At 37.6% G+C, this 19,874-nt stretch carries 25 protein-coding genes; 9 read left to right on the plus strand and 16 right to left on the minus strand.

The features are described from left to right. Positions 1–5 precede the first annotated feature (5 nt). Positions 6–611 (minus strand): cytochrome c nitrite reductase small subunit, encoded by a 606-nt coding sequence (nrfH, locus tag HXN26_RS01435; protein WP_273158294.1) that lies wholly within the window; start codon positions 609–611, stop codon positions 6–8. 235 nt (positions 612–846) lie between these two features. Between nrfH and HXN26_RS01440 the strand changes: the two genes are divergently transcribed. From HXN26_RS01440 to HXN26_RS01450, 3 genes are all read left to right on the plus strand, one after another. Further along, a complete protein-coding gene (locus HXN26_RS01440) occupies positions 847–2,307 on the plus strand; it encodes a PepSY domain-containing protein (RefSeq protein WP_273158295.1) in 1,461 nt (486 codons plus the stop codon). Next, positions 2,291–2,659 carry a DUF488 domain-containing protein gene (locus HXN26_RS01445; protein WP_273158296.1) on the plus strand — a complete coding sequence of 123 codons (369 nt, stop codon included), beginning with the start codon at positions 2,291–2,293 and terminating at the stop codon, positions 2,657–2,659. The genes HXN26_RS01440 and HXN26_RS01445 overlap by 17 nt, the downstream gene beginning before the upstream one ends. Positions 2,660–2,825: 166 nt before the next feature. Then, positions 2,826–3,062 (plus strand): hypothetical protein, encoded by a 237-nt coding sequence (locus HXN26_RS01450; protein WP_273158317.1) that lies wholly within the window; start codon positions 2,826–2,828, stop codon positions 3,060–3,062. 55 nt (positions 3,063–3,117) lie between these two features. On the opposite strand, the gene HXN26_RS01455 is transcribed toward HXN26_RS01450, so the two are convergent. Further along, positions 3,118–3,438: a cupin domain-containing protein gene (locus HXN26_RS01455; RefSeq protein ID WP_025001145.1), complete on the minus strand. Its 321-nt coding sequence runs from the start codon at positions 3,436–3,438 to the stop codon at positions 3,118–3,120. 309 nt (positions 3,439–3,747) lie between these two features. Beyond that, entirely contained in the window at positions 3,748–4,740 is a 993-nt protein-coding gene (locus tag HXN26_RS01460; RefSeq protein ID WP_273158318.1) for an ROK family protein, read from the minus strand. 119 nt (positions 4,741–4,859) lie between these two features. Here HXN26_RS01460 and HXN26_RS01465 point away from each other — a divergent pair, with 119 nt between their 5' ends. Genes HXN26_RS01465 through HXN26_RS01480 form a run of 4 tightly spaced genes read left to right on the plus strand, consistent with a single transcriptional unit; the run spans position 4,860 to position 8,681 of the window. After that, positions 4,860–5,540, plus strand: coding sequence for a LysE family translocator (locus tag HXN26_RS01465; protein ID WP_025001143.1), 681 nt, complete (start codon positions 4,860–4,862; stop codon positions 5,538–5,540). An 18-nt stretch (positions 5,541–5,558) separates the two neighbouring features. Beyond that, positions 5,559–6,164, plus strand: coding sequence for a DUF4924 family protein (locus tag HXN26_RS01470; protein WP_025001142.1), 606 nt, complete (start codon positions 5,559–5,561; stop codon positions 6,162–6,164). Positions 6,165–6,188: 24 nt separating this feature from the next. Next, positions 6,189–7,070 (plus strand): dTDP-4-dehydrorhamnose reductase, encoded by an 882-nt coding sequence (rfbD, locus tag HXN26_RS01475; RefSeq protein WP_025001141.1) that lies wholly within the window; start codon positions 6,189–6,191, stop codon positions 7,068–7,070. Between the two features lie 42 nt (positions 7,071–7,112). Further along, positions 7,113–8,681, plus strand: a complete 1,569-nt coding sequence (locus HXN26_RS01480; protein ID WP_273158297.1) for a peptide chain release factor 3 — start codon at positions 7,113–7,115, stop codon at positions 8,679–8,681. A gap of 261 nt (positions 8,682–8,942) precedes the next feature. Here HXN26_RS01480 and HXN26_RS01485 read toward each other — a convergent pair whose 3' ends face one another. The 4 genes from HXN26_RS01485 to HXN26_RS01500 are packed head-to-tail and all read right to left on the minus strand — an operon-like array spanning position 8,943 to position 11,582. Further along, entirely contained in the window at positions 8,943–9,509 is a 567-nt protein-coding gene (locus HXN26_RS01485; RefSeq protein WP_273158298.1) for a UpxY family transcription antiterminator, read from the minus strand. Between the two features lie 18 nt (positions 9,510–9,527). Next, a complete protein-coding gene (locus tag HXN26_RS01490) occupies positions 9,528–10,100 on the minus strand; it encodes an anthranilate synthase component II (protein WP_273158299.1) in 573 nt (190 codons plus the stop codon). A gap of 23 nt (positions 10,101–10,123) precedes the next feature. Beyond that, positions 10,124–10,768, minus strand: coding sequence for a phosphoribosylanthranilate isomerase (trpF, locus tag HXN26_RS01495; RefSeq protein ID WP_273158300.1), 645 nt, complete (start codon positions 10,766–10,768; stop codon positions 10,124–10,126). 10 nt (positions 10,769–10,778) lie between these two features. After that, the gene (locus HXN26_RS01500; protein ID WP_273158301.1) at positions 10,779–11,582 is read right to left on the minus strand and encodes an indole-3-glycerol phosphate synthase TrpC; all 804 of its coding nucleotides are present in this window, start codon (positions 11,580–11,582) and stop codon (positions 10,779–10,781) included. Between the two features lie 94 nt (positions 11,583–11,676). On the opposite strand from HXN26_RS01500, the gene HXN26_RS01505 reads away from it, so the two are divergent. Continuing rightward, positions 11,677–11,805, plus strand: coding sequence for a hypothetical protein (locus HXN26_RS01505; protein WP_262499321.1), 129 nt, complete (start codon positions 11,677–11,679; stop codon positions 11,803–11,805). Position 11,806: 1 nt separating this feature from the next. Then, positions 11,807–12,463 carry a ribulose-phosphate 3-epimerase gene (rpe, locus tag HXN26_RS01510; RefSeq protein ID WP_273158302.1) on the plus strand — a complete coding sequence of 219 codons (657 nt, stop codon included), beginning with the start codon at positions 11,807–11,809 and terminating at the stop codon, positions 12,461–12,463. On the opposite strand, the gene HXN26_RS01515 is transcribed toward rpe, so the two are convergent. The 9 genes from HXN26_RS01515 to HXN26_RS01555 all read right to left on the minus strand — a co-directional run bounded on the left by HXN26_RS01515 (position 12,455) and on the right by HXN26_RS01555 (position 19,868). Next, the gene (locus HXN26_RS01515) at positions 12,455–13,051 is read right to left on the minus strand and encodes an RNA polymerase sigma factor (RefSeq protein ID WP_273158303.1); all 597 of its coding nucleotides are present in this window, start codon (positions 13,049–13,051) and stop codon (positions 12,455–12,457) included. The two genes, rpe and HXN26_RS01515, sit on opposite strands and share 9 nt — an antisense overlap. 152 nt (positions 13,052–13,203) lie before the next feature. Continuing rightward, positions 13,204–13,713 carry a DUF6359 domain-containing protein gene (locus HXN26_RS01520; protein ID WP_273158304.1) on the minus strand — a complete coding sequence of 170 codons (510 nt, stop codon included), beginning with the start codon at positions 13,711–13,713 and terminating at the stop codon, positions 13,204–13,206. Positions 13,714–14,327: 614 nt separating this feature from the next. Continuing rightward, positions 14,328–15,302, minus strand: a complete 975-nt coding sequence (locus HXN26_RS01525) for a F0F1 ATP synthase subunit gamma (protein WP_025001132.1) — start codon at positions 15,300–15,302, stop codon at positions 14,328–14,330. Positions 15,303–15,313: 11 nt separating this feature from the next. Continuing rightward, positions 15,314–16,897, minus strand: a complete 1,584-nt coding sequence (atpA, locus tag HXN26_RS01530; protein ID WP_273158305.1) for a F0F1 ATP synthase subunit alpha — start codon at positions 16,895–16,897, stop codon at positions 15,314–15,316. A gap of 13 nt (positions 16,898–16,910) precedes the next feature. Beyond that, the gene (locus HXN26_RS01535; RefSeq protein WP_273158306.1) at positions 16,911–17,447 is read right to left on the minus strand and encodes a F0F1 ATP synthase subunit delta; all 537 of its coding nucleotides are present in this window, start codon (positions 17,445–17,447) and stop codon (positions 16,911–16,913) included. An 11-nt stretch (positions 17,448–17,458) separates the two neighbouring features. Continuing rightward, positions 17,459–17,968 (minus strand): F0F1 ATP synthase subunit B, encoded by a 510-nt coding sequence (gene atpF, locus HXN26_RS01540; RefSeq protein ID WP_025001129.1) that lies wholly within the window; start codon positions 17,966–17,968, stop codon positions 17,459–17,461. 68 nt (positions 17,969–18,036) lie between these two features. Beyond that, the gene (gene atpE / locus HXN26_RS01545) at positions 18,037–18,279 is read right to left on the minus strand and encodes an ATP synthase F0 subunit C (protein WP_025001128.1); all 243 of its coding nucleotides are present in this window, start codon (positions 18,277–18,279) and stop codon (positions 18,037–18,039) included. A gap of 60 nt (positions 18,280–18,339) precedes the next feature. Next, on the minus strand, positions 18,340–19,452 hold the full coding sequence (gene atpB / locus HXN26_RS01550) for a F0F1 ATP synthase subunit A (RefSeq protein WP_273158307.1): 1,113 nt from the start codon (positions 19,450–19,452) through the stop codon (positions 18,340–18,342). Beyond that, positions 19,449–19,868 carry a hypothetical protein gene (locus tag HXN26_RS01555; protein WP_025001126.1) on the minus strand — a complete coding sequence of 140 codons (420 nt, stop codon included), beginning with the start codon at positions 19,866–19,868 and terminating at the stop codon, positions 19,449–19,451. The genes atpB and HXN26_RS01555 overlap by 4 nt, the downstream gene beginning before the upstream one ends. Positions 19,869–19,874: the final 6 nt, after the last annotated feature.

Genomic DNA, 19,874 nt, shown 5'->3' on the forward strand with positions numbered 1-19,874 from the left:
GATTTTTATTTTTTATCAAGTAAATTTTGCAACCATTGTGGTACTGGAGATGGAGGTATGGGCACTTGCGTTTCTGCATTTGGAGTTCTACTTAGTGTATTCATACCACCATGAGCAACATCACGATGACAATCCCAACAAGCCATACCCTCGCCACATTTTGCTTGCATATATCCAATTTTTCCTGTACGCACGTCTCTTGTATTAAGTTCTGTATGACAACGAATACAGTTGTCCATTATTACTTCTGACGATGCCTCTTCCGCCATAATAGCTTGACGTTCCGAACGAGTTACAAAGTAAGCCACATGCTTCATGCCGTCCATACCTTTAAATAGGTATTTAGCAGCTATGCTTGAGTGTGGCACATGGCAATCGTTACATGTAGCATCTCTTCCGTGGCTGGAATGCGCCCATGTAGCATAATAAGGAGTCATAATGTGACAGTTTACACAAGCAGCAGGGTCGTCGCCCACAATATACGTGTGCATACGTAGAAGATAGAAAAACAATCCTCCTAATCCCACAATGACACCCGATATAACAAGCGATACCACCTTTTGGCGATAAGTCAGTTCGGGAAACCATGATGTAAGCTTTCGCAGATTCATTGTGATATATTTTTTTATTATAATAAATTCAATTATTAACCTTATGGGGTTAAAGATAGTTAAATTTATGCAAGCTGTCAATAGTTTGTCCTCATTTATTAGGATTTAAATCTATAATAAATGTTTAAAAGGTTAATATATTACAAAAGATGCATCTGTGGGCACAAATGTTACCTTTAACACCAAACTAACTAAATATTTTTGTAAGTTAAAACATAAGAAACTATTAAGTAAAATGAAGAAAATGCATCGTTGGTTCGGACTGATTCTCTGTCTGTTCCTTATCGGTTTTAGTGTATCTGGTATTATCTTGAATCACCACGAAATATTCTCCAACATCAACGTTTCCCGCTCGCTTATGCCGAGTAGCTATGCGTATAAGAACTGGAATCAGGGGCTGATGCGAGGCACACTTGCAAAAGGCGACAGTATTATTATATATGGTGAAAATGGATTTTTCCTCACCGATAAACTTGGTGTTAAGATTAAAGACTTCAACAAAGGTATGCCGTCTGGCGTTGAGTTGCGCAACATCAAAGCCATCACCCGCACCCGCTCGGGCGAAATATGGGCAGTAGGCAATTTCCAGCTATTCCATCTTGAGAACAACAGTTGGCAGACAATAGACCTTGATGGCCTTGACACTCGATTGGTAGATGTTACTTCGCGTGGCGACTCGGTGGTTGTAGCATCTCGCAACCATCTTTGGCTATCGCCCAATGTTGGTAAACCCTTTCGACAAATACAACTTCGGGCAAGCACCGACCACGATGGTAAGGTATCACTCCTACGCACCGTATGGCTGATACATAGCGGAGCACTTTTTGGAACAATCGGTAAACTCGTCGGCGACGCAGTAGCTATCGTCCTGATTATCCTCTGCATCTCGGGTGTATGGTTCTTCATTGCACGTAAAACACGTGCTGGCAAATCACAACTCAAGACACTTTATTGGGTGCATCGCCACATTGGCAGAATCACAATCGCCCTTACACTGTTCGTTACCATCACTGGTTGGTTTCTCCGCCCACCTGCAATGGTAGCCATAGTTAAAGGACGTGTGCCTGCATTACCTTTCACGGTACAGGACAGCAAGAATCCTTGGAACGACCAACTGCGTGCCGTACGTTACGATTCTGCCGAGAAAGACTGGCTCATCTACACCTCAAAAGGATTCTATGCACTGCAAGACCTCCGCTCTACCCCACGTCCTATCAAGGGAACGCCAAAGGTAAGCTATATGGGACTTTCAGCTTTCTACCAAGTAAACACAGGTCAATGGCTCGTAGGTTCGTTCAACGGTCTTTATCTCTGGAGCCGCAATGCACAAGGCAGAATGCCAAAGGTAGTGCCAATCGACGAGAATATTATGATGGTGGGCTTCAGCAACGATTTCAAGGAGCCATTCCTCATCGACTATTACGAGGGAACTTCGTCGCCAAAGATGCCCGCCCAATTCCAGCAACTACCGATGTCGTTGCACATAGCAGCACTCGAAACCCACACTGGGCGCATTTTCACCTTCCTGCACGACACCAGCAACGTGGTCTATATAGCCATTATAGGGTTGGCTATTGCGTGGTGCCTTTGGACGGGCTATTATCGTCCACGTAAAAACCGCAAGAAATACGGCAAGGAAAAGGAGCCTAAGAAACGTCGCCAAAAGCTAAGATTAGAGAATGAAGAAAGCGAATGAATTGAAGATAAAGCGTGTTTACCTAACGCCTGAAGAAGGCGACGGGTATCGAATCCTCATAGACCGACTATGGCCAAGAGGAATTGCAAAGGAAAAAGCGTGCATCGACGAATGGAACAAAGCAATTACTCCTTCGTCCGAACTACGCAAATGGTTTGGACACAAGGAGGAAAACTATGCTACGTTTGCCGAAAAATACCGTTCAGAACTTGACAACAATCCTGAGGCTATGCCCTTTGCCAACCATATTAAAGCACTTCTCGAATCGAGCAATATAACCTTATTATATGGTGCAAAAAGCGAAAACTGCAACCATGCTATCATTCTTAGAGATTGGCTGATAAACAAATAAAATAGAAATGGGTTCAAGATGCTGTATCTTGAACCCATTTTTTGTATTTTCCTATTTAACAAAAGGACTATCAATACTTATTATGGACAGCAATACAACTTCGCTCCTATTTATCATTTCATAAACGGAAAGCAGCCTTTAAATCTGCAAATATTTTTCACAAACAATACCGTTACTTAACCCTCTCGTTATCAACGTTTTGCAAAACCTATTGTTTTGCATTCCAAAAGCGGCTCTTTTGCACGGTACAAGCGTAGGTTTTGCAGCGCAAAACAGCCGCTTTCGCAATGTCAAAACGCAGTTATCACTTTTTAAGAGAATTATTTTTACAAAACCAACACAAAAAGTTCCTACTACTACACCGAAAAGGTTGGCTCAAAAAGAAACGGGATTGCCCATTTAAAAGCAACCCCGCAATTGTATATGGTATAAAAGTTTTGCCAGGCAGCAATAATATTTTATCCCCTTATCATCGTTATTATCATCTTAAAACGTTGTTCTGCCTTCACAGAGTGGAGTGCGCCGCTTGGGATAATGAAACTTTCGCCTGCCTTGATACGATGGTCTATACCCTCTACATTGAGAACCATCTCTCCATCTACCACCTGAATAAACGCATCGAAAGGCGCAGTGTGCTGCGAAAGTCCCTGACCTGCATCAAAACTGAAGAGCGTTACGCTGCCTGCACTGCTGTGAACCAATTCCTTACTCACTACACCGCCTTCTGTATAGTCTACCAATTCACTTGCTACAAATATTTTTCCTTTTTCGAACTTCATATTTTATTTATTTTTAATTGATTTACTAAATGCTAATAATAGTATGCAATCCTTGTGCCAAAGTGTTTCTATCTGCCTTCTGGTAACATATGTGCCCGACTACATGACATGCAAATGAGATAATAATAAAAGAACGTATGTTTTGACATTCAAAACATACGTTCTTAACATTATTTAAAAATGTAAGTACCACTTACTAACGATAAAATATTTATCGAATAAGGGCTGTTTCTTTACAAAGCTTTAATAAAGTATCAATGGTAAATTCCAAAATGATTTTTGTTAACCTAACCTTTATTTATGCTTGATTTACATTTCCCAACCAATTGCCGATGCACCAAGAACTGCTGCTGCGGCATCGTCAAGCGAACTTACAAGGAACTTTACGTTGTCTTTGTAAATAGGCAATACATATTTTGCGTAAGCTTCCTTTATAGGATCCATCAGTAAATCACCAGCCTTTGTCAAACCGCCAAAGAAAACAAAAGCTTCTGGCGAGGTAAAAGCCGCAAAATCAGCACATGCAGTTCCAAGCATATCACCCGTAAAAGCAAAGATATCTAATGCCATCTTATCGCCTTTTCCTGCCGCAATTGAAACATCAAGCGATGTAATTACGTCATGGTCTAATTCACGGAGTAATGATGGTTCATTTGTTTTTTGCAAGAATTCACATGCAGTACGTGCTACTCCTGTTGCAGAACAATATGCCTCTAAACAACCTTTTCTACCGCAACCACAAGAACGCCCTTCTTCACCACGTTCCATAGTAATATGTCCAAGTTCTCCAGCGAAGCCATCAGAACCATAAACCATTTGTCCATTAACAACAATACCAGAACCAACACCAGTACCAAGAGTAATCATAATGAAGTTTTTCATACCTCTTGCTACACCATATTGCATTTCACCAATAGCTGCAGCATTTGCATCATTGGTAAGTCCGACAGGAATTCCTAAACGTTCTGAAAACATTTCTGCCAAAGGCACAACACTATCATGTGCCCAAACCAAGTTTGCAGCATGTTCAATGGTACCACGATAGAAATTACCATTAGGAGCACCTATACCCATTGCTTTAAATTGGCCAATTCCACCGACTTTAGCAATGATTGGTTTCAGAACTTCTATACTTGCATCTACAAAGTCTTCAACTGTTTTATAGCTTTGTGTTTTTATAGATGTGGTTGCAAGGACTTGACCACGTTGGTCTACTACTCCAAAAACAGAGTTTGTTCCACCCAAATCCAATCCTATAACGAATGGCTTCAACAATGGTTTTACTTCTTGTACGTCTGTCATCATTCTATATTTTATTTAGTTTATTGAAAGACAAAGTTATGAAAAAAGCGGAATACGACAAACTTTTAATGAGTAAATTTGCTTATTCCATATAATTTTTGCAATTTTGCACTCAAATTATGAATATGCCTCTCCTCATCCAATTAGATATACTTGATTTCATCTTTAAAGGTATATTAATCGGTCTCATTGCCTCAGCACCAATGGGACCTGTGGGTATTTTGTGTATTCAAAGAACATTAAACAAAGGACGGTGGTATGGTTTTATAACCGGTGTTGGTGCTGCCATTAGCGATATAATTTACGCTTTAATTGTTGGCCTTGGAATGAGCTTTATTATGGAGCCATTACAAGACCCTACAAATCAATTTATACTACAGATTTTAGGAAGTGTTATTTTGATGCTTTTTGGTATTTATTGTTTTATATCGGACCCTACAAAAAAGATGCACCAAGGTGGAAAAACAAAAGGAACGTTGTTTCATAATGGACTGACAGCATTTCTTGTTACTTTTTCTAATCCGCTTATTATTTTTCTCTTTGTTGCTACCTTTGCACAATTTGCCTTTATTCAGCCATCGCGCCCTATTGAGATGGGGATTGGATTAGCTTCTATACCTGTTGGAGCATTGCTTTGGTGGTACGGCTTAACTTGGCTTGTGAATAAAGTACACGATATTTTTAATATGAATGGTATTTTGATAATCAACAAGATTATTGGTTCAGTAGTTATCATTTTCTCGCTCATAATGCTTATAGGTACAGTGTTTAATCTTTATCACTTGCCTTCTTATTATTAAAACATATTAAACTTTATTATGTTTGTTGCTAAAGAACTAAGAAAGAAAAGTATTGCTGAATACTTGTTATATATGTGGCAAATTGAAGACATTATACGTGTCTATGGATGCTCGCTGACTAAGATTCGTAAAGAATATATAGACAAGTTCGACTATACTGATGAACAGAAAGAAGAGGAAGAAGATTGGTTTGGCGATTTGGTCAGAATGATGAATCAAGAAAATTGTCGTGAAAGTGGACACCTGCAAATAAATAAAGTTGTAATGCAGGCATTAACAGAACTTCATACACAGCTACTTGCTTCTTCTAAATTCCCTTTCTATTCAGCTGAATATTATCGTGTTCTGCCTTTTATCGTTGAACTTCGCGGCAAAACAAAGCAAGTCGCTGACAGAATGGCACGCAAGAACGAAGCTAATTTAAAAGAAATAGCAGCTAATCTTGGACACAGCGAAGTGGAAACGTGCTTCGATGTTCTTTATGGTGTTATGATGCTTCGGTTGCAGAAAAAAGAAATCAGTAGAGAAACTGAAACAGCGGTAAAAGAAATAACAACACTTATAGGTATGCTTTCAGACTACTATCAAAAGGATAAAACAGAAGGATTGCAATTTGAAGATTAAGAAAGATAAAGTACTTTAGAAGATATGAATATATTAGTAACAGGTGCAAATGGCATGTTAGGCAACACTATTCAGTTAGTTGCAAAACAAAGTAAGGATAGCTATATCTTCACAGATGTATGCGAAGGTTATCAGAAACTTGACATAACTAATCTTGATGACATACGCAAAACGGTAAAAGAATACAATATAGAATGTATTATTAACTGTGCTGCCTGGACAAATGTAGATGGTGCTGAAACTGCAGGAAACATAGTAGAAACGTTAAATGCAACGGCTCCAGAAAATCTTGCAAAAGCTATGAAAGAAGTAGATGGACTACTTGTTCACGTTAGTACCGACTATGTTTTTGGTGGAGATCCTTATAATACACCATGCAAAGAAGACCAAAAAGGTACACCTACAGGTGTTTATGGTTTAACAAAGCTTCACGGAGAAGAAAAGATACAGGCAGTTGGTGGCAAATATATCATTATTAGAACTGCTTGGCTTTATGGTGAATTTGGTAAGAACTTTGTGAAAACTATGATGAATCTTACTGCTACAAAGCCTGAATTAAAAGTTGTTTTCGACCAATGTGGTACGCCAACATACGCAGTAGATTTAGCTAATGCTATATTTGATATTGTTGAAAATAGAAAATACGAAGGGCGTACAGGCATCTATCATTTTTCTAACGAAGGAGTTTGTAGTTGGTACGATTTTGCAAAGAAGATAGCAGAACTCGCTGGCAACTCTGCTTGTAACATTCAGCCATGCCATAGCGATGAATTCCCTTCTCCTGTAAAGCGTCCTGCATATTCGGTTTTCGATAAAACTAAGATTAAAGAAACATTTGGTACAAATGTTCCATACTGGGCAGATAGCTTGAGGAAGTGTATGGAAAACTTAATGAAGGAAGTATAAAAACGAGGTTTCGCTCGATTAGAAACAACGAACAATATTGTTATGAACGAAATAGAACGTAGAAGAACCTTTGCCATTATTTCTCACCCGGATGCTGGTAAGACAACGCTTACCGAGAAGTTCCTTTTGTTTGGTGGACAAATTCAAGTGGCAGGTGCTGTTAAAAGCAACAAGATAAAGAAGACTGCAACGTCTGACTGGATGGATATTGAGAAACAACGTGGTATCTCGGTTTCCACTTCGGTGATGGAATTTGATTATGAAGGGTATAAGGTGAATATCTTAGATACCCCAGGTCACCAAGACTTTGCGGAAGATACTTATCGCACTTTAACTGCTGTTGATTCAGCTATTATTGTTGTAGACTCAGCGAAAGGTGTTGAAACTCAGACAAGAAAGCTAATGGAAGTGTGTCGCATGCGTAATACGCCTGTTATCATTTTCATCAATAAGATGGACCGCGAAGGTCGCGACCCGTTCGAATTGCTTGACGAATTGGAAGAGGAACTACAGATTAGTGTTCGTCCACTTTCGTGGCCAATTGGTCAAGGTCAACGTTTTAAAGGAGTGTATAATATTTTCGAGCAGAACTTAAACCTTTTCACACCTAACAAGCAACGTGTTACAGAAACTGTAGGGGTTAAGTTGGACGACGAAGAGCTGGCTACTCGTATAGGTGAAGATTTTGCAGAACACTTGCGCAATGACCTTGAACTTGTTGATGGAGTTTATCCAGAGTTTGATGTTGAAACATATCGCTCTGCCGAAGTTGCTCCTGTTTTCTTTGGTTCTGCTTTAAACAACTTTGGTGTTCAGGAACTTTTAAATTGTTTTGTTCGCATAGCCCCAAGTCCGAGACCTACAATGGCGGAGGAAAGAATGGTAGAACCAACTGAGAAGAAATTCAGTGGTTTCATCTTTAAGATTACGGCTAATATCGACCCTAATCATCGTAGTTGTATTGCGTTCTGTAAGGTATGTTCGGGAAGATTTGAACGTAACCAGCCTTATCTCCATATTAGGAATGGTAAGACTCTTCGTTTTTCTTCGCCAACGCAGTTTATGGCACAGCGCAAAAGCACAGTAGATGAAGCCTACCCTGGCGATATTGTTGGTTTACCAGATACAGGAGGTGTATTTAAGATTGGTGATACTCTAACGGAAGGAGAAGATTTGCACTTCCGTGGATTGCCAAGTTTCTCGCCTGAACTATTCAAGTATATAGAAAACGATGATCCGATGAAGGCTAAGCAATTCCAAAAGGGATTGGAACAGCTTATGAACGAAGGTGTTGCACAGTTATTTGTCAATCAGTTTAACAACCGCCGCATAGTTGGAACAGTAGGTCAGCTTCAGTTTGAAGTTATTCAATACCGTTTGGAACATGAATACAATGCCAAATGTCGTTGGGAACCAGTACATCTGCATAAAGCTTGTTGGATTGAAGCTGAAGACCCTGCTGCACTCGAAAGCTTCAAGAAGCGCAAGTACCAGTATATGGCTAAAGACATTGAAGGGCGAGATGTATTCCTTGCCGATTCTGGTTATGTTCTCAGTATGGCACAACAAGACTTTGAGGAAATTAAATTCCACTTTACCAGCGAATTTTAAAAGAATAGAAGAGGTATAATCAATAGTATTATACATCGCTAATCACAGATGTTATATACCTATGCTCGTAGGTGTATATACACCTATAAACGTCAGTGTATATACACCTGTAAATGTGGGTGTTATACACTTAAGAAAATAAGTGTTATACACCTATTACTAAAGGTGTAAAATATAAGTGAATATGATATAAGAACAAAGACTGTGGCCAACTACTAACATCTTGGCACACACTCGTTTTTTATGATTAGGACATTTCTGCTATTCTGTTGGCACACAGCACCAACGCGATACTTTCAGCATAACACCAATACCTGGGATTTCTTTTAGTAAATAATACTTCTTGCTGGAACGAACCAATCTACCAGTCATTCCTTTTAGTGGACCAAACTTCACATGCACTGCATCGCCAACCTTCAAACGTGCTTCTTCTGAAGAAATAAATTTGCGAATATGAATGTCAGGGTTACACATTAAACGGAATTCATACATCTGATCGTGCGGAATCAAACTATATTTGCTATTATCATCAGCCTTTGTTAGTACGCTCATCTTAAGGTTTGATGTATTTACCAACTTCTTAAAATCAGCATCTTCCATTAATTTCTTCACAAAAATAAGATTGCGCACAACGGGTTTCAACTTCTGATGCACCTTACCCTGCTTGTCCTCTTCGGCTACATATTGCTTTGGAATAAAAGTTTCTATTCCATTTTCGGTAAAGAACAGCGCAACTTCTTCTTGCCTTGTCGTGTATAAACGAATAGCATACCAGTCGTTCTTATCGTCTATTATCGTATCAACATATTTAGTTTGCTTATTTTCCATAGCAATTATAATGGTTTTTTAGATAGCTAACCAGTTTCCTACAATGGATTTACCCATTGGCGTCAACACACTTTCTGGGTGAAACTGAATACCACACAAATCGTATTCCTTATGCTGCAAAGCCATTATCAAGCCATCGGCAGTTTCGGCAATTACTTCCAACTCAGAAGGAAAGCTATCCTTTGAAACAACCCAACTATGGTATCTGCCTACCGAAAGATGTGCAGGTAAGCCCTTAAATAACTTTGTAGTCGTATCTACATCTATCAAAGTTTCTACCCCATGGAATACATTCGACAACTTTTCTATCTTACCACCGAAAGCTTCAGCAATAGCTTGGTGTCCCAAACATACACCTAACATAGGCTTTTTCTTACCATAGCGACGAATAACGTCGAGCAATAAACCAGCTTCAGAAGGTACACCAGGACCAGGACTTAACACAATCTTATCGTATTCCTCCAACTCTTCCAAAGCAAACTTATCATTACGCTTCACCGTAACTTCAGCCCCCAATTCACGTAAAAGATGAACCAGATTGTAAGTAAACGAATCGTAATTATCAACGATTACACACTTCTCCTTCTCCATAGTATCGCCTTACACAGCTATCATTAGGTTAATGTTTGTACTGCAGACTTAACATCTGTACATTCGCCCAAATCAACACCTACAAACATAGCATGTTGGAAGCCCTTAATTACATCTAATTGCGCCAAAGTAATACCTCCAATTATAAAAGGTGTTTCACCAGCATAGGCTTTAATAGTATCTAAATCAACCTTAGCAGTATCTATTCTGAACAAGAAATAATCAACTGTACCTTCATATTCTCTACTTTGCATTAAGTCTTCTACTGTATGAATGTGCAAAGTCTTCATAATCTTTATTCCTGCATGAATATCAGGGTCGATTGTCGAACGAAGATTGTTTATCATTATACTACTCTCCTCGCCTTCTAACTGCACAATATCAAGATTAAAATTCACTACTCGTGTTACAATATTCTGTGGCATGTCATCAGCAAATATGCCAACATACTTTGATACTTGTCCATTAGCAACATCATTATGCGTACTTGCCTTGCCCATAGCAGCTTCACGACTGCCATAATCGGGAATAATTCCTGCACGAGAAGATATTTGTCGCACATAATTAGGACTATCTGAACGAAAGTCCAAGGCTATCCAATCTACTCCAAATTCTGCTAAAGCGTGAATATTCTCGGCATCACAAGTGCCACAAACCTTTATAATCATATCTTCAAACCTATTCCTTTAAGTTCTTTATAAATTCATCAAGTGCAAGACCTGGATTTCCTGTCTGCATGAAAAGTTCGCCAATAATAACACCACGATAACCTGCTGTAGCCAACTGTTTAGCTTTTTCGGAAGTATCAATGCCGCCCTCACTTATTTTAATCGTATCTGCTGGTATTTCTTTCACCAACTCTAACGAACGATTTATATCCATTTCAAAGCTACAAGCCTTGCGATTATTCACGATTACCATATCTGCAGCACAAGCGAGATAATCTAGTTCTTCAGCTGTATGCAATTCCAATGCTACTTCCATTCCTAACTGATGGGCAAGTGAAACCAAAGAATGGCAATGCTTTATTTCAAGCAATACAGCCGTCAAAATAACTGCAGATGCACCAGCATGTTTAGCTTGAAACAGCTGATACTCATCAATAATATAGTTCTTATATAGCAAAGGCAAGGTTACACCTACTGCTCGTACTTCTTGGACGAACTCATCGTAGCCACCAAAATATGTAAAATCAGTTGGGATACTTATAGAAGAAGCTCCATATTGTGCATAATCAACACCTATATTTCTAATCTTTGCATCTTTATTTATCCAACCTAAAGCAGGAGTTTTGCGAACGAATTCTGCTATTACACCTAGTGTAGAGGAATTGCTTAGCTCAGCTTTTAATGAAGGAACTTCACGAGTCATTGCTCCTTCGTATTCGATAATACCATACAACTGTTTCAATGGAACATATTGTTTCCATTGCTCCAATTCTTTCTGCTTATTAGCTACAATTGCCTCCAAAATATCTTTCATAATACAAAGTTAATGAAAAGATTAGAGAAAAACATAATAATAAGATGAAGATTACGTTTGATAGATAAAAGTATGTATTAAAATAACACTGCCTATGATAGATTTTTTTACACAAGAAGAGATGTCTCCTTCGGAGAAAACATTGAACATTATTCGCCAAATAGCTTATACTTACAAAGTTATAAAAGTAAATGGCAAGTTAGAAACGTATTGTCTTAATTAAAATGAAAACTTTAGTATCACCATCGCTACTATCAGCCGATTTCTTGCAATTAGACAAAGATATCGAAATGATTAATAATAGCGAAGCAGATTATATCCACATGGATATTATGGATGGTGTTTTTGTCCCTAACATTTCTTTTGGATTCCCAGTACTAAAAGCTGTGGGAAAAGCCTGCAAAAAACCAATGGATGTTCATTATATGATTGTCCACCCAGAAAACTACATTCAACAAACTGCTGACGCAGGGGCAGCTATAATGAGTGTACACTATGAAACATGTCCGCATCTACATAGAACTATTCAACAGATAAAGCAAGCAGGAATGAAAGCTGGTGTTGTTATCAATCCGGCAACGCCTGTTTCAGTTCTCGAAGATATTATCGTAGAGGTTGATTTGGTGCTAATCATGAGTGTAAATCCTGGATTTGGCGGTCAAGTTTTCATAGAAAATGCCATTAAAAAGGTAGAACGTTTACGCAAACTAATTGACGAAACCGGAAGCCATGCTATTATAGAAGTAGATGGAGGTGTTCAAGACGAAACAGCTCCACGCCTTGTAAAAGCTGGAGCTAAAATGTTAGTGAGTGGAAGTTATGTATTTAAATCTTCCAATCCTATTGAAACCATTAGAAGTCTTAAAGAATTATCACGCTAATTGCAAAAGAACATGATTTTCGCGTACCATTCTTCTGAGATTTAAAATGGCATAACGCATTCTGCCAAGGCTCGTGTTAATGCTAACACCTGTAGTCTTGGCAATTTCTTTGAAAGACATTTCTTGATAAAAACGCATAAACACAACTTCGCGCTGAGATGGAGGAAGATGCTTCATCATCTTTTTAATGTCTGCTAATGTTTGCATATTAACAAACTGATTCTCAATGTTGCCAATCTGGATATCTACACCACCTATATTCGAAAGGTCGTTTTCCTTTGTTGGCTCAATAATCTTATCAGATTTTTGCGCTCGATACCAATCCATTATTACATTATGAGCAATACGCATTGCCCACGCCGAAAACTTACCACTAGGTTTATAGCGTCCTTCTTGCAACTTTGTAATTATCTTCACAAAAGTTTCTTGAAAAATATCATCAGCAACATCACGATTCCTAACAACAAACAGTATGTAGGAAAAGAGCTTAGACTGATTATGCGACAAAAGCAAATCAAAAGCTCTATTGTCACCATTAATGTACGACAAGGCAAGTTCCTCGTCCGTCATTTCACTAAGTTTTTTCATTATCTAAAATGATTTGTATTTAAGTAATGGTGTTCCTATAGGCTTGTATCTTTTATTTTTGTTTATTGTTTATTCGCCTGCAAATATAATTATTTTTATTTTTTCAGACAAATTATTAACCAGAAAACTATACATATGGCATGAAAGATGAGTTATTCTACCCATTCATAGTCCTGAATTGGACTTTTTATTCCCCAAATTCCAAGATACTTTCGCTTCAAACCTAAAAACCTAATACGCTTATTATAATTATCAGGATTAGTTTCCAAACCAATATTTTCTTTAAGTTCTTTCCTCCTTAACTGAATTGCAATAACCTTATCTGTATCAGTCTCTCCTGGTTCATCAGCCATTAAAATTGCATTATCAGACGAAAAAGGATATTCCCAAACAGCATTCTTTATATTATTTGTGCAACTTCCAACAATAAACCCTTCTACCCAGACTGTTGCACTTCCAAAGTCGTTTGCTATGAAAGATGATACTGTTTGGACCTTATTTATCTGTTCAGTTTCTGAATTGTGACCATCTGTTTTATCTTTTCCATTCGAATCTTCGGTTGCAGGATCTACTCCATAGTATTCATAAATATTCTTTGTACAACTTATGGATAACAAGCATACAAAAACTAATATTGATAAATAATAAGGTGATTTCATCATATTCTGTTTTTTATTATGTTTAGGATAATCTCATACAAAGATATGAAAGTTTATTTAAATCGCAAAAAAACTGATGAGAAGAACGCACAAAAATAATTAAAATCCTAGAATGCATTTTATCTAATACTATTTCACTTAGAGTAGTTTGTAAGAATCATTTTATAGGCATATATCTGACTCAATATATGATAATTAATAAAGAGATTATGGGTGGATTCAATTTAATTATAACAGAAAGGAAAATGTAATTACGTTTTCCAAATTTATAATTATATTTTTTTTATTTGTAATTATAATTCTTCTAACTCATAATTACATTTTTAGTGTAAATTTGAATTGAGAATAATTCTTCATCATGTCAATAATTAAAGGAAAAATCACAAAGCATAAAAAAGAGGTTGGTGCAGGAAGCTACCAACCTCGAGAAAAAGATTTAGAAAACCTCTAAATCCATAAAAACACGTAGCAAATATACGTTTTTAAAATAAGAATTCCAAATAATATCCCATTATAAAACATTTATTAACTTCTTAATAAAAAAATCATTATTAAAAAAACAAAAACCCCTTGTCAAAAGAATGACAAGGGATTTTAATTTCTATTTGATGATAGGATTAGTTATTAACCGAACCTCCTACTATATCTAACAATTCAGAAGTAATGGCTGCTTGACGAGACTTGTTATACTGCAGCTTTAAACCACGAAGCAATTCATCTGCATTATCAGTAGCAGTCTGCATTGCCACCATACGAGCAGCATGTTCTGATGCGTTGCTATCTAATAAAGCTGTATAAACCATTAGATGGAGTAACTTTGGTACTAAGGAAGTTAATACAGTCTTAAGATTTGGTTCTACAATAAAGTCATCATTCAATGGCCTTACTTCATCATTTTCTTGTGATTGTCTATCCTTCCCATGTAATTTCAAATATTCTTGAGCCTTTTTAGTAGCAATATTTGAAGTTAAGTCACGCTCATTGTCAGAATTTAGCTCTGTTTCTAAGTCTATTGGAAGATAAGTTTTGCGAGTAAGGATTTGACTTCCTGCACTCTTGAAATGATGGTATATCATTTCAACTTTATCAACTTTTTCATCAAGCCACAGCTTTTCTATCTCAATGGCAATGCGTCGGCATTCTTCAGAACTTGGCTTATCAGCCAACTCTAAGAAAGATCCTGCGCTTTTAAGCCCCATCTTAGCCACCTTCTCCGCAACTTTACGCCCAATTGGATAAACAATGATGTTATCTTTAGATACTCCTTGAGCCATATATTCGTTAACTGTATTTTGGAGCATCTTTAGGATATTTGCATTGAAACCTCCGCACAAAGAACTATTTGAAGCAAAGACGAGTAAAGCTATTCGCTTAACAGGTCTTTCCACATCGTATGGAGTACTGGTATCAGGTGTAGACACTAAAAATGCTTTAAGAATATGTTCAAGCATACTCTCATATGGAAGCATATTCTCAATCGCTACCTGAGCATGGTGAAGTTTACTCGAAGCAACCATCTTCATAGCACTCGTAATCTTACGAGTACTATTGACACTGGCAATTCGAATCTTGATTTCCTTTAAAGATGGCATCTCTTATCTTCTTATTTATATTGTGCAGTTACATTAGTCATAACTTCTTTGATAACATTAATATCATCATCTAGAAGTTGACCTGAGGCAAGCTTATCAATAGTATCCTTGTGTGTATTGCGCATACTCTCAAGGAACTGATCTTGACATTCACAAATATTCTCAACAGGAACTGCAGACATCAAACCGTGAACACCACAATAGAGAATTGCAATTTGTTCTCCAACTGGCATTGGAGAGTATTGTGGTTGTATAAGCAACTGGTTATTCTTTCTACCACGATCCAAAGTCATTGCTGTAACTTTGTCCATATCAGAAGAGAACTTTGAGAATGCCTCTAACTCACGATACTGAGCCATATCAATCTTTAATGTACCTGCAACCTTCTTCATACTCTTTACTTGTGCAGAACCACCGACACGAGATACTGAGATACCTACGTTAATGGCTGGTCGGAAGCCTTGGTTAAACAAGTCGCTCTCCAAATATATCTGGCCATCAGTAATTGAGATAACATTAGTTGGAATATAAGCAGATACGTCACCTGCTTGTGTTTCAATAATAGGAAGAGCTGTTAAAGAGCCACCACCCTTAACATGTCCTTTCATACATTCAGGAAGGTCATTCATTTGTTCTGCAATCTCCTGCTGATCATTAATACGAGCGGCACGCTCTAACAAACGTGAGTGAAGATAGAACACATCACCAGGATATGCTTCACGACCAGAAGGACGGCGAAGAATCAAAGATACTTCACGATACGCAACTGCCTGCTTTGACAAATCGTCATAAACAACAAGAGCAGAATATCCACGATCACGGAAGTATTCACCAATAGCTGCTCCAGCAAATGGTGCATAATATTGCATGGCTGCAGGATCTGCTGCAGTTGCACTTACAATAATAGTATAAGGCAATGCACCATGATCACGCAATGTTTGTACAAGGTTAGCAACTGTAGATGCCTTCTGACCAATTGCAACATAAATACAATATACGGGTTTCCCTTTCTCGTAAAAGTCTTTCTGATTAATGATCGTATCAACAGCAATAGCGGTCTTACCCGTCTGACGGTCGCCAATGATAAGTTCACGCTGACCACGTCCGATAGGAATCATTGAATCGACACCTTTAAGACCTGTTTGTAGTGGCTCTTTTACTGGCTGACGATAGATTACACCAGGAGCTTTGCGGTCCAATGGCATTTCAAAAGCATCTGATAAATCTATTTCTCCTTTACCGTCAATTGCTTGACCAAGAGGATTAACGACACGTCCTAAGAAGTTATCATTGACACGAATAGAAGCAATACGATGTGTACGCTTCACACTCTGTCCTTCTTTGATGCCTGCGGTTGGACCAAGAAGAATACAACCAACATTGTCTTCCTCCAAGTTCATGACAATCGCCATTGTGCCATTTTCGAACTCTAAAAGTTCATTTGCTTCAGCATTGCGGAGTCCATAAATACGAGCCACACCATCACTGATAGTTAGGACAGTACCTACTTCGTCAAATTTTTCCTCCGCATTAACGTCTTGAAGTGCTTTTAAAAGAACTTCAGAAACTTCGCTTGGCTTTATTTTATCTGACATGTTTAATTTTCTTTTATTTCTTTAACTGAGTGAGGACTGCATTGAGTTTAGTTTTCACACTTGCGTCCATTCTGTATGTATCATATTCAAGAATGAATCCACCTATGATATCGGGATTTACGGTTGTATTGAATTCTACGGTACCATCAGCATTAGCACGTACCAAGTCTTTCATTTTTTCCTCGATAACGGGTGTAACAGGAACAGCTGTTGTAAGCTTTCCCTGAATAATTTTCTTCTGCTTCCTATATAGCGTGATGTAAGAGTTCGCAATAAAAAGTAGGATTCCTTCACGCCCTTCTTTTAAGACAAGACCAATAAAAGATTTTAAAAGAGTACTAACGTTATCGCCAGATGCAATCTCCAAAATTTCTTGCTTCTTATCTTTAGATAGCATAGGATTATCTATAGTAAAACGCAATTGTGGCAACTCAGAATAGCTCCCAAGTAACGTTTGCATTTCCAAATAGATTTTATCTTCTTGCTGCTGCACTGTTGCCCCTTTAAGAAGCGCTCGCGCATAGCGAACAGATATTACACCTATATCCATAGTTTATTTATTTACTTATCGTTGCTTACAGGAGAAGAAACATTATCCAGCAATTTCCCTATCAATTCCATCTGCTTTTCATCGTTAGAAAGTTGGTCGCGAAGAATTTTCTCTGCAACTTTTACACTAAGTTCAGCAACTTGTCCACGAATATCATTAAAGGCATTCTGCTTTTCAACAGCAATTTCTGATTTTGCTTCTGCAATGATACGTGCACTTTCTTCGTGTGCTTTTTCTTGTGCCTTTCCAACTATTGCATCACGCGTAGCAGTTGCTTCCTTCAATAGAAGCGCCTGCTGTTCACGTGCTTGCTGCATGACGGATTCACCTTCTTTCTGAATATTAGACAACTTTTCATTAGCTGCATGTGCTTTACGAAGGCTCTCGTCAATATATTCCTTACGTTCATTCACCATGTTAATAATAGTTGGGAAACCAAACTTTATTACGATGAAAGCTACAATAAGGAAGACAAGAGTCATCCAAAAAAGAAGTCCACTATTGGGAATTAATAAATCCATACGCTGGTTTTGTTCTTTCTAAATTCTATTTAGGGGTTATTAAGCGCACTTTGCGCAACACCCCATAATTACATTACAATTGCGAGGATTGATACAATCACAGCCAAGAAGGCAACACCTTCAATCAACGCTGCTGCAATAATCATTGATGAACGGAGGTCACCAATTTTCTCAGGCTGGCGTGCCATAGCATCCATAGCTTGACCACCAATACGACCAATACCTACACCTGCACCAATAGCAACTATACCAGCACCAATGGCAGCACCTAATTTTGCGATAGCAACATCTGCTAATAATAATGATAACATAATCTTAAAAGTTTAATTTGTTATTAATTTTATTTTATTTTCTTACTATTTCGATTTAAATTACGCTTCATGTTCTTTTACATGGGCTTGCGCGATAAATACTGCACTCAACATCGTAAATACTAAAGCCTGAATATAGCTCACCAAAAGCTCAAGCAACATCATAAAGATACTTAATAAAACTCCAACTATTGACATACTAGTACCTGCGCTCCAATTCACGATGGCGTTATCAGCTATACTAAACATAATGAAGATGATTGCACAGAAACATAAAGCAATAGCATGACCAGCAAACATATTTGCAAAAAGTCGGATGATCAAAGCTAATGGTTTTGTGAAGATACCAAAAAGTTCAATAATTGGCATCAGAGGTATTGGAAATTTCATCCAAACAGGTACATCTGGCCAAAATATTTCTTTCCAATATTCTTTTGTTCCTGTAAAATTGGTAATTAAGAATGTGCACATTCCCAAGAAGAAAGTACAAGTTATATTACCAGTCAAGTTACCACCTCCAGGAGGAAATGGAACTAATCCCATAAGATTTGCAAAGAATATAAAGAAGAAACATGTTAGCAACCAAGGAGCATATTTTGGAGTGTCTTCTCCCAAACAAGGTTTAATTACATCATCATGAATATTCATAATAAACATGTGCATTAAACCAGTAAAGCCCTTTGGTGCAGGATCATCTGCTTTATGTTTACGACACCAACGTGCTGGTATTAAAATTACCAACAGAAGCAATATACCATCTATAAAAACGGTACAAGCAGCCTTTGTTAGAGAAATATCAATAGGTCGTACTTCCTTATTGCCAATCTTCTCTACTATTAAGTTTGGATTGGCCTTATCTTCCCCACTCTTTATAAAAAGATTGTAAGGACCAGGTCTATCGCCATTAGCATCATGTTCTTCAGAAAATTCTTCACTATTAAATACATGCCAACCTGTAGAAGATTTTACTATAATAGGAAGATGTATTACAATTGGATGGAAATTTTCTTCCGAACCCAAATCAGTAATATGCCATTCATAAGAATCTTTGATATGTCCCCACAATATCTCTTTAACATCTACATCACCTTTCTTCGACATATCACGTGCAACTGTCGGTAGAAGTGCTGTAAATAGGAGTAACAAGAGAAGTACTTGTTTGATAAATTTCATATCGTCTTATTATTTATTTTATTATTTTTCTCAATGCGGAAGAAATATAAGCAATCAAAAAACATAGCTATAATGTAGTAAACTACAAAAACAACCACATAGGTAAGTATGTTCTCTTTGTCTCCACGATAACTAAATGATCCTATCAGAATTATAATGACCGCTAGAAACATTCTCAACATTGAACCTGCTAAATAGAATCGTCCTAATACCTTTGGAGAATTAGTTGCAAAATACTTCCATGTTTTTCCGTACAAAATACCAGTAACAAGGAAGAATATTGAGCTAACAATTAAAGGTGTTACCATGTTTGATTTCAATAAGACCTGAGAGATAAGTAGTCCTAACAAAGTTAGTGATGAAACTATCCATAGGTTAATCTTATGATAATCCCTTTCTACTTTAGCAATGTTCACCGTTTC

Source organism: Prevotella aurantiaca (assembly GCF_015262605.1).
Lineage (GTDB): Bacteria > Bacteroidota > Bacteroidia > Bacteroidales > Bacteroidaceae > Prevotella > Prevotella aurantiaca.

Excerpts from the sequence above, each read along its gene's own strand:
- HXN26_RS01455 (WP_025001145.1), bottom strand. The coding sequence starts at position 3,438 with ATGAAGTTCGAAAAAGGAAAAATATTTGTAGCAAGTGAATTGGTAGAC.
- trpF (WP_273158300.1), bottom strand. The coding sequence starts at position 10,768 with ATGATTATAAAGGTTTGTGGCACTTGTGATGCCGAGAATATTCACGCT.
- HXN26_RS01480 (WP_273158297.1), top strand. The coding sequence starts at position 7,113 with ATGAACGAAATAGAACGTAGAAGAACCTTTGCCATTATTTCTCACCCG.
- rpe (WP_273158302.1), top strand. The coding sequence starts at position 11,807 with ATGAAAACTTTAGTATCACCATCGCTACTATCAGCCGATTTCTTGCAA.
- HXN26_RS01525 (WP_025001132.1), bottom strand. The coding sequence starts at position 15,302 with ATGCCATCTTTAAAGGAAATCAAGATTCGAATTGCCAGTGTCAATAGT.
- atpF (WP_025001129.1), bottom strand. The coding sequence starts at position 17,968 with ATGGATTTATTAATTCCCAATAGTGGACTTCTTTTTTGGATGACTCTT.
- HXN26_RS01445 (WP_273158296.1), top strand. The coding sequence starts at position 2,291 with ATGAAGAAAGCGAATGAATTGAAGATAAAGCGTGTTTACCTAACGCCT.
- HXN26_RS01485 (WP_273158298.1), bottom strand. The coding sequence starts at position 9,509 with ATGGAAAATAAGCAAACTAAATATGTTGATACGATAATAGACGATAAG.
- atpB (WP_273158307.1), bottom strand. The coding sequence starts at position 19,452 with ATGAAATTTATCAAACAAGTACTTCTCTTGTTACTCCTATTTACAGCA.
- HXN26_RS01500 (WP_273158301.1), bottom strand. The coding sequence starts at position 11,582 with ATGAAAGATATTTTGGAGGCAATTGTAGCTAATAAGCAGAAAGAATTG.
- HXN26_RS01470 (WP_025001142.1), top strand. The coding sequence starts at position 5,559 with ATGTTTGTTGCTAAAGAACTAAGAAAGAAAAGTATTGCTGAATACTTG.
- atpA (WP_273158305.1), bottom strand. The coding sequence starts at position 16,897 with ATGTCAGATAAAATAAAGCCAAGCGAAGTTTCTGAAGTTCTTTTAAAA.
- atpE (WP_025001128.1), bottom strand. The coding sequence starts at position 18,279 with ATGTTATCATTATTATTAGCAGATGTTGCTATCGCAAAATTAGGTGCT.
- nrfH (WP_273158294.1), bottom strand. The coding sequence starts at position 611 with ATGAATCTGCGAAAGCTTACATCATGGTTTCCCGAACTGACTTATCGC.
- HXN26_RS01460 (WP_273158318.1), bottom strand. The coding sequence starts at position 4,740 with ATGACAGACGTACAAGAAGTAAAACCATTGTTGAAGCCATTCGTTATA.
- HXN26_RS01440 (WP_273158295.1), top strand. The coding sequence starts at position 847 with ATGAAGAAAATGCATCGTTGGTTCGGACTGATTCTCTGTCTGTTCCTT.
- HXN26_RS01465 (WP_025001143.1), top strand. The coding sequence starts at position 4,860 with ATGAATATGCCTCTCCTCATCCAATTAGATATACTTGATTTCATCTTT.
- HXN26_RS01490 (WP_273158299.1), bottom strand. The coding sequence starts at position 10,100 with ATGGAGAAGGAGAAGTGTGTAATCGTTGATAATTACGATTCGTTTACT.
- HXN26_RS01505 (WP_262499321.1), top strand. The coding sequence starts at position 11,677 with ATGATAGATTTTTTTACACAAGAAGAGATGTCTCCTTCGGAGAAAACA.
- HXN26_RS01515 (WP_273158303.1), bottom strand. The coding sequence starts at position 13,051 with ATGAAAAAACTTAGTGAAATGACGGACGAGGAACTTGCCTTGTCGTAC.
- HXN26_RS01520 (WP_273158304.1), bottom strand. The coding sequence starts at position 13,713 with ATGATGAAATCACCTTATTATTTATCAATATTAGTTTTTGTATGCTTG.
- rfbD (WP_025001141.1), top strand. The coding sequence starts at position 6,189 with ATGAATATATTAGTAACAGGTGCAAATGGCATGTTAGGCAACACTATT.
- HXN26_RS01535 (WP_273158306.1), bottom strand. The coding sequence starts at position 17,447 with ATGGATATAGGTGTAATATCTGTTCGCTATGCGCGAGCGCTTCTTAAA.